The sequence below is a fragment of the Streptomyces sp. AN091965 genome, assembly GCF_022698285.1.
GTDB lineage: Bacteria > Actinomycetota > Actinomycetes > Streptomycetales > Streptomycetaceae > Streptomyces.
On sequence record NZ_JALDMY010000001.1, the window covers coordinates 3,884,419 to 3,897,965 of the forward strand.

The 13,547-nt window shown below is 72.5% G+C and carries 11 protein-coding genes; 9 read left to right on the plus strand and 2 right to left on the minus strand.

The annotated features are described in order from the left end of the window. Positions 1–10 precede the first annotated feature (10 nt). From MQV74_RS16170 to MQV74_RS16195, 6 genes are all read left to right on the plus strand, one after another. The gene (locus MQV74_RS16170) at positions 11–1,957 is read left to right on the plus strand and encodes an acetyl/propionyl/methylcrotonyl-CoA carboxylase subunit alpha (protein WP_242718313.1); all 1,947 of its coding nucleotides are present in this window, start codon (positions 11–13) and stop codon (positions 1,955–1,957) included. Next, positions 1,954–2,913, plus strand: a complete 960-nt coding sequence (locus MQV74_RS16175; protein ID WP_242718315.1) for a hydroxymethylglutaryl-CoA lyase — start codon at positions 1,954–1,956, stop codon at positions 2,911–2,913. Before MQV74_RS16170 ends, MQV74_RS16175 begins: the two co-directional genes overlap by 4 nt. A gap of 5 nt (positions 2,914–2,918) precedes the next feature. Next, on the plus strand, positions 2,919–4,079 hold the full coding sequence (locus tag MQV74_RS16180; protein WP_242718317.1) for an acyl-CoA dehydrogenase family protein: 1,161 nt from the start codon (positions 2,919–2,921) through the stop codon (positions 4,077–4,079). 185 nt (positions 4,080–4,264) lie between these two features. After that, positions 4,265–5,305, plus strand: coding sequence for an ABC transporter substrate-binding protein (locus tag MQV74_RS16185; protein ID WP_242718319.1), 1,041 nt, complete (start codon positions 4,265–4,267; stop codon positions 5,303–5,305). A gap of 236 nt (positions 5,306–5,541) precedes the next feature. Then, complete coding sequence (locus MQV74_RS16190; protein ID WP_242718321.1) at positions 5,542–6,984, plus strand: pyridoxal phosphate-dependent decarboxylase family protein; 1,443 nt, start codon at positions 5,542–5,544, stop codon at positions 6,982–6,984. A gap of 30 nt (positions 6,985–7,014) precedes the next feature. After that, positions 7,015–7,593 (plus strand): GNAT family N-acetyltransferase, encoded by a 579-nt coding sequence (locus MQV74_RS16195; RefSeq protein ID WP_242718323.1) that lies wholly within the window; start codon positions 7,015–7,017, stop codon positions 7,591–7,593. A 57-nt stretch (positions 7,594–7,650) separates the two neighbouring features. On the opposite strand, the gene MQV74_RS16200 is transcribed toward MQV74_RS16195, so the two are convergent. After that, on the minus strand, positions 7,651–9,300 hold the full coding sequence (locus MQV74_RS16200; RefSeq protein ID WP_242718325.1) for a beta-N-acetylhexosaminidase: 1,650 nt from the start codon (positions 9,298–9,300) through the stop codon (positions 7,651–7,653). Between the two features lie 125 nt (positions 9,301–9,425). Between MQV74_RS16200 and MQV74_RS16205 the strand changes: the two genes are divergently transcribed. From MQV74_RS16205 to glmS, 3 genes are all read left to right on the plus strand, one after another. Then, on the plus strand, positions 9,426–10,334 hold the full coding sequence (locus MQV74_RS16205) for a DUF4429 domain-containing protein (protein ID WP_242718327.1): 909 nt from the start codon (positions 9,426–9,428) through the stop codon (positions 10,332–10,334). Positions 10,335–10,477: 143 nt separating this feature from the next. Then, positions 10,478–10,735 carry a hypothetical protein gene (locus tag MQV74_RS16210; RefSeq protein WP_242718329.1) on the plus strand — a complete coding sequence of 86 codons (258 nt, stop codon included), beginning with the start codon at positions 10,478–10,480 and terminating at the stop codon, positions 10,733–10,735. A gap of 29 nt (positions 10,736–10,764) precedes the next feature. Beyond that, positions 10,765–12,582 (plus strand): glutamine--fructose-6-phosphate transaminase (isomerizing), encoded by a 1,818-nt coding sequence (glmS, locus tag MQV74_RS16215; RefSeq protein ID WP_242718331.1) that lies wholly within the window; start codon positions 10,765–10,767, stop codon positions 12,580–12,582. A gap of 306 nt (positions 12,583–12,888) precedes the next feature. On the opposite strand, the gene MQV74_RS16220 is transcribed toward glmS, so the two are convergent. Next, positions 12,889–13,413, minus strand: coding sequence for a universal stress protein (locus MQV74_RS16220; RefSeq protein WP_030681921.1), 525 nt, complete (start codon positions 13,411–13,413; stop codon positions 12,889–12,891). Between the last annotated feature and the right edge of the window lie 134 nt (positions 13,414–13,547).

The following is a 13,547-nucleotide window of genomic DNA, read 5'->3' on the forward strand; positions in this document are numbered from 1 at the left end:
CGGAATGAGCATGTTCGAGACAGTCCTCGTGGCCAACCGGGGCGAGATCGCCGTCCGCGTCATCCGCACGCTGCGCTCCCTCGGCGTCCGCTCGGTGGCCGTCCACTCCGACGCGGACGCCGACGCCCGGCACGTGCGCGAGGCCGACACGGCCGTGCGCCTCGGCCCCGCGCCCGCGAGCGAGAGCTACCTCTCGGTGGATCGCCTCCTCGCGGCCGCCGCCGCGTCCGGCGCCCAGGCGGTCCACCCCGGCTACGGCTTCCTCGCGGAGAACGCCGCCTTCGCGCAGGCCTGCGCGGACGCCGGGCTCGTCTTCATCGGGCCGCCCGCCGCCGCGATCGACCTGATGGGCGACAAGATCCGCGCCAAGGAGACCGTGCGCGCGGCCGGTGTCCCCGTGGTGCCCGGCTCCTCGGGCAGCGGCCTCACCGACGCCCAGCTCACCGCCGCCGCGCGGGAGATCGGCACCCCGGTCCTGCTCAAGCCGTCCGCAGGCGGCGGCGGCAAGGGCATGCGCCTGGTCCGCGACGCCGCGCTGCTCGGCGAGGAGATCGCCGCCGCCCGGCGCGAGGCGCGCGCCTCCTTCGGCGACGACACCCTGCTCGTGGAGCGCTGGGTCGACCGCCCCCGGCACATCGAGATCCAGGTCCTCGCCGACGCCCACGGCAACGTCATCCACCTCGGCGAGCGCGAGTGCTCCCTCCAGCGCCGCCACCAGAAGATCATCGAGGAGGCGCCCAGCGTCCTGCTCGACGAGGAGACGCGCGCCGCGATGGGCGCCGCCGCCGTCGAGGCCGCGCGCTCCTGCGGGTACGTCGGCGCCGGCACGGTCGAGTTCATCGTCCCCGGCAGCGACCCGTCCTCCTACTACTTCATGGAGATGAACACCCGCCTCCAGGTGGAGCACCCGGTCACCGAGCTGATCACGGGACTCGACCTGGTGGAGTGGCAGCTGCGGGTCGCGGCGGGCGAGCCGCTGCCCTTCGGCCAGGACGGCGTACGCCTGACCGGGCACGCCGTGGAGGCCCGCATCTGCGCCGAGGACCCGTCCCGCGGCTTCCTGCCGTCCGGCGGCACGGTCGTGCTCCTTCGCGAGCCCTCCGGCGACGGCGTGCGCACCGACTCCGGCCTCAGCGAGGGCACGGAGGTCGGCAGCCTGTACGACCCGATGCTGTCGAAGGTGATCGCGTACGGACCCGACCGGGCGACGGCCCTGCGCAAGCTGCGCGCGGCCCTCGCGGACACCGTCATCCTGGGCGTGCCGACCAACACCGGCTTCCTGCGCCGCCTCCTCGCCCACCCGGCGGTGGTGGCGGGCGAGCTCGACACCGGCCTGGTCGAGCGCGAGGCCGAGGGCCTGGTGGACGCCGACGTCCCGGCCGGGGTGTACGAGGCCGCGGCGCTCGCGCGGGCCGGCGTCCCCGCCGCCACCGGGTGGGTGGACCCCTTCTCGGTGCCCAGCGGCTGGCGCCTCGGAGGCGAGCCCGCGTGGACGGCGCACCACCTGCGGGTGCCCGGGCACGACCCGGTGGTCGTCCGCACCCGCCGCACGGCCGACGGCGGCACCGAGGTGGACCTCGGCGACCTCGGCGAGCCCGCGGCGGGGCCCCACCGCTACCACCGCGCCGGAACGTGGCTCGGCCGGGACGGCGACGCCTGGGAGGTCCGGGACCACGACCCGGTGGAGGCCGCGCTGACCGGCTCGGCCCACGCGGGGGCGGACGCGCTGACCGCCCCGATGCCCGGCACCGTCACCGTCGTCAAGGTCGCCCCCGGCGACCACGTGGCGGCGGGCCAGAGCCTGCTCGTCGTGGAGGCGATGAAGATGGAGCACGTCATCTCCGCGCCGCACGCGGGCACCGTCACCGAGCTCGACGTCACCCCTGGCAGCACGGTCGCCATGGACCAGGTCCTGGCCGTGGTGGTCCCCGACGAGAGCGCCGGGGAGGCGTCATGACCGCCCCCGGCCTGCCCATGGCCGTCCCCGCCCAGGGCCTGCCGGCCCGGGTCCGCATCCACGAGGTCGGCGCCCGCGACGGCCTGCAGAACGAGAAGGCGACGGTCCCCACCGAGGTCAAGGCGGAGTTCGTGCACCGCCTGGCCGACGCGGGCCTGACCACCGTCGAGGCGACGAGCTTCGTGCACCCCAAGTGGGTGCCCCAACTGGCGGACGCCGAGCGGCTCTTCCCGCTGCTCGGCGACATCGAGGGCGTGCACCTGCCGGTCCTGGTCCCCAACGACCGCGGCCTGGACCGCGCGCTCGCGCTCGGCGCCCGCCGCGTGGCCGTGTTCGCCAGCGCCACCGAGTCCTTCGCCAAGGCCAATCTGAACCGCACGGTGGACGAGGCCCTGGCGATGTTCGAGCCGGTGGTGGCCCGCGCCAAGGCCGCGCAGGCCGCGCACGACCGCGTCCACGTGCGCGGCTACCTCTCGATGTGCTTCGGCGACCCCTGGGAGGGCCCGGTCCCCGTCTCCCAGGTCGTCCGCGTCTGCAAGGCGCTCATGGACATGGGCTGTGACGAGCTGAGCCTCGGCGACACCATCGGCGTGGCCACACCGGGCCACGTCCTGGCGCTGCTCGCCGCGCTCAACGAACAGGGCGTGCCGACGGACCGCGTCGGCGTGCACTTCCACGACACCTACGGCCAGGCCCTGGCCAACACCCTCGCCGCGCTCCAGCACGGCGTGAGCACCGTCGACGCCTCCGCGGGCGGCCTCGGCGGCTGCCCCTACGCCAAGAGCGCCACCGGCAACCTCGCCACCGAAGACCTCGTGTGGATGCTGCACGGCCTCGGCATCGAGACCGGGGTCGACCTCGGCCGCCTCACCGACACCAGCGTGTGGATGGCCACCCAGTTGGGCCGACCGAGCCCGTCCCGCACCGTGCGTGCCCTCTCCCACAAGGAGCCGTGATCTCCATGGACCACCACCTCTCCGCAGAGCACGAGGAACTCCGGCGCACCGTCGAGGCGTTCGCGAACGACGTGGTCGCCCCGAAGATCGGCGACTACTACGAGCGGCACGAGTTCCCGTACGAGATCGTGCGCGAGATGGGCCGCATGGGCCTGTTCGGCCTGCCGTTCCCGGAGGAGTACGGCGGCATGGGCGGCGACTACCTGGCGCTCGGCATCGCCCTGGAGGAGCTGGCGCGGGTCGACTCCTCCGTCGCGATCACCCTGGAGGCGGGCGTCTCGCTGGGCGCGATGCCGCTGCACCTCTTCGGCACCGACGAGCAGAAGCGCACCTGGCTGCCGCGGCTGTGCTCGGGCGAGCTGCTCGGGGCGTTCGGGCTCACCGAGCCCGGCGCGGGCTCGGACGCGGGCGGCACCCGGACGACGGCGCGCCTGGACGAGGCCACCGGGGAATGGGTCATCAACGGCACGAAGTGCTTCATCACCAACTCCGGCACCGACATCACCGGCCTGGTCACGGTCACGGCCGTCACCGGCCGCACCGACACGGGCAAGCCGCTGATCTCCTCCATCATCGTGCCGTCCGGCACCCCGGGCTTCACGGTGGCGGCGCCGTACTCCAAGGTCGGCTGGAACGCGTCGGACACCCGGGAGCTGTCCTTCGCGGACGTGCGCGTGCCGCGCGCCAACCTCCTCGGTGAGCTGGGCCGCGGCTACGCCCAGTTCCTGCGCATCCTCGACGAGGGCCGCGTCGCCATCGCCGCGCTCGCGACGGGGCTCGCGCAGGGCTGTGTGGACCAGTCCGTGAAGTACGCCAAGGAGCGGCACACCTTCGGGCGGCCGATCGGCTCCAACCAGGCCATCCAGTTCAAGATCGCCGACATGGAGATGAAGGCCCACACCTCCCGCCTCGCCTGGCGCGACGCGGCGTCCCGGCTCGTCGCCGGGGAGCCCTTCAAGAAGGAGGCGGCCCTCGCCAAGCTGTACTCCTCGACGATCGCCGTCGACAACGCCCGCGAGGCCACCCAGATCCACGGCGGCTACGGCTTCATGAACGAGTACCCCGTGGCCCGCATGTGGCGGGACTCCAAGATCCTCGAAATCGGCGAGGGCACGAGCGAGGTCCAGCGCATGCTGATCGCCCGAGAACTGGGCCTCACGTCCTGACCCCGTCCCGCAGCCCCGCCCGTCCCCCCTTCTCCGGGGTCCGCGGGCGGGGTTCGTCATGCCCGGCGGCCCATGAACGGCCGGGCCGGGGGTCGCTGCCGGGCGACAGGGAAGGTTAGGTTAACCTAAGCACGATTTCCGGCCAGGACCCCATCAGGGGGTTCCCTACGAAAGCAGAGACCCCCATGTCCCGTCTCCCCCACCTCAGCCGCCGCGGCGTCCTCGCCGCGGGCGGTGCCCTCGGCCTCACCGCCGCCCTCGCCGCGTGCGGGGACGAGAAGGCCGACAAGAGCAAGGGCGGCGGCACCGGGGAGGACGGCGGGCCCTGGTCGTTCAAGGACGACCGCGGCGAGACGGCCAAGAAGGACTCCACGCCGAAGAACATCGTCGCGTTCACCGGCGTCGCCGCCGCGCTGTTCGACTACGGCATCGAGGTGAAGGGTGTCTTCGGCCCCACCAGGACCAAGGACGGCAAGGCGGACGTCCAGGCCGGCGACATGGACATCAGCAAGCTGACGATCCTCGGCAACGCGTGGGACCAGTTCAACATCGAGAAGTACGTGGGACTCCAGCCGGATGTCCTGATCTCGACCATGTTCGACGACAAGGGAACGCTCTGGTACGTCCCCGAGGCGTCCAAGGACAAGATCCTCAAGCTCGCCCCGAGCGTCGGCGTCTCGGTGTACGACCGCCAGATGACCAAGCCCCTGGAGCGGCTGCTCGCCCTCGCCGAGTCGCTCGGCGCGGACGTGAAGGCCGACAAGGTCGTCAAGGCGAAGAAGCGGTTCGAGGCGGCGGCGGAGCGGCTGCGCAAGGCCGCGAAGTCCCGGCCGGAGATCAAGGTCCTGGTGGGCTCCGCGAGCGCGGACGTCTTCTACGTCTCCGGCACGAACCTCTCCGCCGACCTGGAGTACTTCAAGGCCCTCGGCGTGAACATCGTCGAGCCGCCGGCGCAGGCCCTCAAGGCGAGCGGCGGCTGGTTCGAGAACCTGTCCTGGGAGAACGTCGACACGTACAAGGCCGACGTCATCATGATGGACAACCGCACCTCCGCCCTCCAGCCGGAGGGCCTCGCGGACCAGAAGCCCACCTGGGGCAAGCTGCCCGCGGTGAAGGCCGGGCAGGTCATCCCGCGCGTGACGGAGCCGATCTTCTCCTACGCCAAGTGCGCGCCGATCCTGGAGGACCTCGCCGAGGCGATCGAGAAGGCCAAGAAGGTCTCCTGACCCGACGCCCGGGACCGGGCCCCGCACCCGGGCCAGGCGCCACCCCCACCCAGAGCCGCCCCTCCGCCCTCGCGGAGAGGGCGGCTTCTGCGTACCGGCCGCCTCCTGGACCCCTCCCGCCCCCTTGATTTGAACTTAGGTTAGGCTAACCTTAGTTCAACGTCGCGCCCCGGACTCCTCCCCGCTGTGCCCTGCCCCGGGGCGCGACCCCAGTCCCCTCACCTGGAGGACCGTTCATGCGCTCGCACCTGCTCAACGCCACGACCGCCGAGCGGTACCGCGCCTGCCTGACCGAGGGAGTCGAGCGGGTGGCCGCCGAAGTCGCCGCCGCCTCCCGGCCGTTCACCGGTGACCAGGCCGACGACCCGTCCCCCCGCGTCGCCGCCGTCGACCTCGACGCCCCGCTGCGCGACACCGTGGCCGCCCTCGACGAGCTCGACGCGCTGTACCTGCGCGACGCGGTCTCCTTCCACCACCCCCACCACCTCGCGGGCCACGACGGCCCGGTCGTCATCCCGGCCGTCCTCGGCGAGGCCGTGCTGTCCGCCGTGAACTCCTCGCCCGACAGCCGGGACCGGCCCGCGGGCGCCGCCCTCATCGAGCAGCGCCTCGTCGACTGGACGGCCGAGCGCGCCGGGCTCGGCCCCGCCGCCGACGGCGTGTTCACCTCCGGCAGCGACCAGGCCGGTCTCCAGGCGCTGCTGCTCGCCCGCGAGGAGGCCGGAGCCGACGACCCGCGCGCCCTGCGAGTGTTCACGTCCGCTGCGGCCCGCCCCGGCGTCGGCAGAGCGGCGCACCTCCTCGGCCTCGGCCCTGACGCCGTCGTCGCCGTCCCCACCGACCGGGTCGGGCGCCTGCAGACCGTGGCGCTCGTCCGCGAACTGGAGCGCTGCGCGCGCGAGGGCCTGGCCCCGATGGCCGTCGTCGCGACGGCGGGCACCGCGGACTTCGGCTCCGTCGACCCGCTGCCGCAACTCGCCGAGGTGTGCGCGCACCACGGCACCTGGCTGCACGTGGACGCCGCGCACGGCGGCGGGCCCCTGCTCTCGCGCACCCGGCGCCACCTCCTCGACGGCATCGAGCGCGCCGACTCCGTGACGGTCGACTTCCACGCGTCCTTCTTCCAGCCCGCCGACTGCTCCGCGCTCCTCGTCCGCGACGCGGCGACGCTGCGGCACGCGGCGGACCTCACGGACCACCTCGACCCGCGCCGCGCCGCGTGGGAACGCGCCCCCGGCCGGGCCGGGACACCCCTGCGCGGCACCCGCCGCTTCGACGCCCTGAAACTCTGGCTCACGCTGCGCGTCATGGGCGCGGACGCCGTCGGCGACCTCTTCGACGAGATCTGCGGGGCAGCCGCCCGCGGCTTCGACCTCATCGCGGCCGACCCGCGCTTCGACGTCGTCGCCGAGCCCGACCTCACCACCCTCGTCTTCCGCTACATCCCGGCCGCGATCTGCTCCCCCGCCGACATCGACCGCGCCAACCTGTACGCCCGCAAGGCCCTCTACGCCTCCGGCGCGGCCGTGGTCGCGGGCACCAGGGCGGGCGAGCGCCAGTACCTGAAGCTGGCCCTGCGCGACCCGGAGACCACGGCCGCCAACCTCACCGCCGTGCTCGACCTGATCGCGGGCCACGCCGAGCAGTACCTGGGAGAGAGCCTTGACCGCGCCAGCTGACCCCCGCGAGCCGCGCCAGGAGTCCGCCGTATGAGCCCCTTCGGAACCCTCACCCTGCGTCCCCTCGACCCCTTCACGGACGCCCAGGTCATCCACCCGTGGGTGACGCACCCCCGGTCCGTCTTCTGGCCGATGTGGGGCGCGCGACTCCACGAGGTGGAGCGTGCGTACATGCACGTCGCGGCCGAGGAGCACCACGACGCGTTCGTCGGTCTGCGCGACGGCGCGCCCGCGTTCCTGGTGGAGCGCCACGACCCGCGCCACGCCGAACCCGTCGGCCCCTACGAGCCCGAACCCGGCGACGTCGGCCTGCACTTCCTGGTCGCCCCGGACGCGGACCGCGCCCCCGCCTTCGGCCAGGCGGCGCTCACCACGGTCCTGGAGCACCTCTTCGCCGACCCCCGGACGGTACGGGTCGTCGTCGAGGCCGACGTCGCCGACCACGCCGCGCAGGAGCTCCACGAGGCCGTGGGCTTCCTGGTCGCGTACGAGGTCGAGCGGCCGGAGCAGCACAGCCTGCTCAGCCTCTGCACCCGCGAGCGGTTCGAGGCGGCCGCAGTCCGCCGGGCCGTGGCCGCCCGCCCCGCCCTGACGGCGGCACGCCCCTGAGGCCGGACGGGGTCGCGGAGTACGGTCCTCCGCGACCCCGTCCCCGTACCCGGTGGATCAGTGCCCGGGCCAGGGCACCTGCGGCGACCGGAAGTAGCCGATGCCCAGGGCGTCCCAGCGCGGCGCCTGCTCCGCGAGCCGCGCCCGGTACGGCTCCCAGCCGTGGCTGGTGGCGGGCGACCAGCCGAGCTCGGCGATACCGGGCAGGCGCGGGAACGCCATGTAGTCGAGGTGCGCGGTGCTCGACAGGGTCTCCGTCCACAGCGGCGCCTCGACGCCGAGGATCGCGTCGGCCGGAGCGCCCGGCAGATAGCTGCCCGGATCCCAGTCGTAGGCCCGCCGCACGTCCACGTATCCGGCCCACTTCAGACCGAGCGGGGTGTCCTTGTCGTACTTGTGGTCGAGGTAGGAGCGGTCGGCGGGCGAGAGCACCAGGCCCGTGCCGCCCCGCGCCGCGTTCACGACCCGGTCGCGCTCGGCCTGACCGGTGCGGTCGTAGCCCCAGTACTGCGCGACGGCGCCCGGCGCGGGCGTCGCCTCGGTGAGCTGGTGCCAGGCGAGCACGGTCTTGCCGTACTTGGCGACGATCGGCTGCACCTTGGTCATGAACGTCACGAAGTCCTCGTGGCTGGTGGAGTGCGCCTCGTCGCCCCCGATGTGGAGGTAGCGGCCCGGGGTGAGCGCGGCGAGCTCGCGGATCACGTCGTCCACGAAGTCGTACGTGACGTCCTTGTGCACGCACAGCGAGCTGAAGCCGACCTCCGTGCCCGTGTACAGGGGCGGCGCCACGCCGTCGCAGTTCAGCTCCGCGTAGGAGGCGAGCGCGGCGTTGGTGTGGCTCGGCATGTCGATCTCGGGGATCACTTCGAGGCCCCGCGAGGCCGCGTAGGAGACGATCTCCCGGTACTGCTCCTTGGTGTAGTGGCCGCCGGGGCCGCCGCCGACCTGGGTGGAGCCGCCGTACTCCGCCAGGCGCGGCCAGGAGTCGACGGCGATGCGCCAGCCCTGGTCGTCGCTCAGGTGCAGGTGCAGCGTGTTCATCTTGTAGAGGGCCAACTGGTCGACGAACCGCTTGACTTGGCCGACGGGGAAGAAGTGGCGGGACACGTCCAGCATGGCCCCGCGGTAGGCGTAGCGCGGGGTGTCCTCGATGGTGCCGCCCGCGATCCGCCAGGGGCCGCGCTGCGGGGAGGTCCGCTCGACGGCGGCGGGCAGCTGCTGGCGCAGCGTCTGGACGCTGTGGAAGAGGCCCGCGCCGGACCAGGAGGTGAGGGTGAGGGAGCGGCGCTCGGAGATCAGCCGGTAGCCCTCACGGCCGAGGGCCTTGTTGTCGAAGTTGCCGAAGTTGCCGAAGTTGCCGAGGTCTGCGTGCCCGGCGCCGATGCGCAGCCGGATGCCGTCGCGCCCCGCGCGGTCGGTGACGGGGAGCCGGAAGCCGGTGGCGGGGCGGAGCAGCCGGGCGAGGTACTCGCCGACGCGGCGCTCCTCGGGGTGGTCGCCGACCCGGATCCGGGTCTCGGCGGTGATCTCGTAACCGGGCCCGTACGCCTCGGCCTTCAGGGGTGCGGGGATGATCCGGCCGAGCGGGGTGGGCGCGGCAGCGGGGCGGCGTTCGCCGCCCGGCGCGACCGCCGCGGTCGACAGTCCGGCGGCGGCGATGAGGAGCAGAGAGCCGATGACACGTGTCGGTCGGTGGTCCTTTCTCACCAGCGGGTCCCTTCGACAGGCAACGCGGATGTGATGCGGTCGAACCGTCACCATCCGTACCGCGCACCCCAGGCCGGGTCAAGGTGTAGACCACCTGACCAGGGTCGCGGTGCGAGAATCCCCCCATGGCGGAAATCATCCAGCGGGACGGGACCTGGACCTTCGACGGAGTGACGCTGCGGCTCGTGCCGGGGCGCGACAAGGGCGTCTCGCTGCTGCGCAAGACCCTGGGCGAACTCACGCTGCCCCTACAGGCCTTGGCGGGCGTCGCCTTCGAACAGGGCAAGAAGAGCGGGCGGCTCCGGCTGCGCCTGCGCGCCGGTGCGGACCCGCTGCTCCAGGCGACCGCGGGCAAGCTCGCCGACTCCTCCGACCCGTACCAGCTCGCGGTGGAGCCCGACCGGTACGGCGTCGCCGAGTACGTGGTCGACGAGCTGCGCAACGCCCTGCTGCTGGAACAGGTCCCGGCCGCGGGCTGTGACGCCTATCTCCTGTCGGGGCCGTCCGTGCCGCTCCAGGTCTCCGCGGGTGACGCCACCGTGAGCTTCGACGGGGAGCAGGTCCGCCTCGAGTGGAACTGGAAGACGGAGGAGGCCAAGGCCGCGGCGGGCACCCGTACGATCGCGCTCGCCGATGTCGCCGCGGTCGAGTGGCAGCCCGCGATAGGCCTGGAGAACGGCTACCTCCGCTTCACCGTGCGGAACGCGCCCACCAAGGCCCCGCCGAAGTACGACCCGAACTCGGTGGAGCTGTGGGGCTTCAAGAAGGACCCGCTGATGGCGCTCGTCGCGGCGGCCGTCCAGGCCCGGCTGCCGCACCCGGCACGCCCCTCGGCCCCGGCCCCCGCTCCGGCCCCGGAGCAGCTCGCGCCGACCACCGCGCCCGCCCTCGCGCCCGCACCGGCGGCCCCGGCAGAGGACGACCACGACGCGCTGCTCCGGCGGCTGCGCGAGCTGGGCGAGCTGCACCGGAGCGGCATCCTCACGGACGAGGAGTTCACGGCGGCCAAGCAGGCGGTCCTGAAGCGCATGTGACCCCGGGGCCCCAAGACCCCAGGACCCCGGGCCCCCGGGGACGAAGCAGCGGCACACCCCTCCTCCGTCAGCAATCGAGCGAATCCTGCCCGATTCCGGGCAGGATTCTTGCGCAAGGACCCTGTGTAATCCAGGATCAACGGGTGCACGAAGACCTTGTCGATCACCTGACGCGCTCCACCCAGCTCCAGCGCGGCGAAGCGCTCCGGGTGATCCAGGACGTGCTCGCGTACTTCGACGAGACGACCGAGGCGTACGTCCGCCGCCGCCACCGCGAACTCCAGGGTCAGGGCCTGGTGAACACGGTGATCTTCGAGCGGATCGCGGCGGACCTGCGCTACCGCGCCGTGGCCCCGCCCGAGCTCTCGCTCAGGCAGCTGCGCCGCATCGTCTACGGCTAGACCATCCCCACCACACCCAAGGGACCCTTATGTGCGGAATCGTCGGATATATCGGCAAGCGTGACGTCGCCCCGCTCCTCCTGGAGGGACTCCAGCGCCTGGAGTACCGCGGTTACGACTCCGCGGGCGTCGTCATCACCGGCCCCAAGGCCACCGGCCTGAAGATGGTCAAGGCCAAGGGCCGCGTGCGCGATCTGGAGGCCCGTGTCCCCAAGCGCTTCACCGGCACCACCGGCATCGCCCACACCCGCTGGGCCACGCACGGCGCCCCCTCCGACGAGAACGCCCACCCCCACCTCGACGGCGCGAACAAGGTCGCCGTCGTCCACAACGGCATCATCGACAACGCCACCGAGCTGCGCGCCAAGCTGCTCGCCGACGGCGTGGAGTTCCGCTCCGAGACCGACACCGAGGTGATCACCCACCTCATCGCCCGCTCCCAGGCCGAGACCCTGGAGGAGCGGGTCCGCGAGGCCCTGCGCCACATCGAGGGCACCTACGGCATCGCCGTCCTGCACGCCGACTTCAACGACCGCATCGTCGTCGCCCGCAACGGCTCGCCCGTCGTCCTCGGCATCGGCGAGAAGGAGATGTTCGTCGCCTCGGACGTCGCCGCGCTCGTCTCCCACACTCGCCAGGTCGTCACCCTCGACGACGGCGAGATGGCCACCCTCAAGGCCGACGACTACCGCACGTACACCACCGAGGGCTCCAGCACCCAGGCCTCGCCGACCACCGTGGAGTGGGAGGCCGAGTCGTACGACATGGGCGGCCACGACACGTACATGCACAAGGAGATCTTCGAGCAGGCCGACGCCGTGGACCGCGTCCTTCGCGGCCGCATCGACGACCGCTTCTCCACCGTGCACCTCGGCGGCCTGAACCTGGACGCCCACGACGCCCGCAAGGTCCGGCGCGTGAAGATCCTCGGCTGCGGCACCTCGTACCACGCGGGCATGATCGGCGCCCAGATGATCGAGGAGCTGGCCCGCATCCCCGCCGACGCCGAGCCCGCCTCCGAGTTCCGCTACCGCAACGCGGTCGTCGACCCCGACACCCTGTACGTGGCCGTCTCCCAGTCCGGTGAGACGTACGACGTGCTCGCGGCCGTGCAGGAGCTCAAGCGCAAGGGCGCCCGCGTCTTCGGCATCGTCAACGTGGTCGGCTCCGCGATCGCCCGCGAGGCGGACGCGGGCGTGTACGTGCACGCGGGCCCCGAGGTCTGCGTCGTCTCCACCAAGTGCTTCACCAACACCACCGTCGCCTTCGCGCTGCTCGCCCTGCACCTGGGCCGCATCCGGGACCTGTCGGTCGCCGACGGCAAGCGGATCATCGCGGGCCTGCGGCAGCTGCCCGCGCAGATCGAGCAGATGCTGGCGCGCGAGGACGAGATCCAGAAGCTGGCGCAGGAGTTCGCCGAGGCCAAGTCGATGCTGTTCATCGGCCGGGTGCGCGGCTACCCGGTGGCCCGCGAGGCCTCCCTCAAGCTCAAGGAGGTCTCCTACATCCACGCCGAGGCCTACCCCGCGTCCGAGCTGAAGCACGGCCCGCTCGCCCTGATCGAGCCCGCCCTGCCGACGGTCGCGATCGTGCCCGACGACGACCTCCTGGAGAAGAACCGGGCGGCCCTGGAGGAGATCAAGGCCCGCAGCGGCAAGATCCTCGCGGTCGCGCACCAGGAGCAGGAGAAGGCCGACCACACCATCGTCGTCCCGAAGAACGAGGACGAGCTGGACCCGATCCTCATGGGCATCCCGCTCCAGCTCCTCGCCTACCACACGGCCCTGGCGCTCGGCCGGGACATCGACAAGCCGCGCAACCTGGCGAAGTCCGTCACCGTCGAGTAGGCGCCGCACGAGTGAGTGGCCCCCCGCGCGTGCCACCAAGCACACGGGGGGCCACTCCTTCAGGAACCGGGGTCGCCCATTACCCCGGCCCGTGCCTGCCTCAGCCGGTGGCCGTCACCCCCCGGCCGGCAGGACGCCGGGGGTCCGCGGGAGGCCGCGGTGGGAAGTCGCTGTGCTGCGGCGCCCCGGCGACCGGTATGTACCCTTCACAAGGGCACGAACCACCTCTACGCACGAGTAGATTTATGCGCCGCGGCACGGAAGTTGACGCCGTGACACCCTCATCCCACCTGGGACGGAGGGACGTTACGGAATGACGACGACGGGCCGTTGCGCACGGCGCGCGAGACGGCCCGCGACGGAGCCGAAGATGCGCCCCACGATGCCGTGCGTCGAGCCGACGACGATGGCGTCCGCGGAGTACTCCCGGCCGACCTCTTCGAGCTCGTGGCAGATGTCGCCACCGCGCTCGACGAGGATCCAGGGCACTTCCGACAGATAGTCCGCGCAGGCCAGTTCCAGACCGAGGACCTCGGTGCGGTGGTCGGGGACGTCCACGAAGACCGGGGGCTCACAGCCCGCCCAGACGGTGGTGGGCAGTCGGTTGGCGACGTGGACGATGATCAGGCCGGAGCCGGAGCGGTGCGCCATGCCGATCGCGTAGGCGAGGGCCCGCTCGCTGGACGTCGAGCCGTCGAAGCCGACGACGACGCCGTGCCGGAAGGCCGGATCGCAGGAATGACGTGGTTCTTCCGCCGCTTGGGGGGTCGTCGTCGGATCGGCGACCTGCCGCTTGCGGTCCGCGGGTTCGGAGAATTCGTGACCGGCCATCGGTGTCTCGGCGAAGGAGTCCTCTGTGGGAGGGTCGGCTCTGTCCAGGTGCTGCGGCGCCCGTGGTGCGGCGCCGTGGAGCGGGTCGTGCGCGGATTCCCGGGTGGAGTACGGGGAGCGGGTCGAGCGCGGAT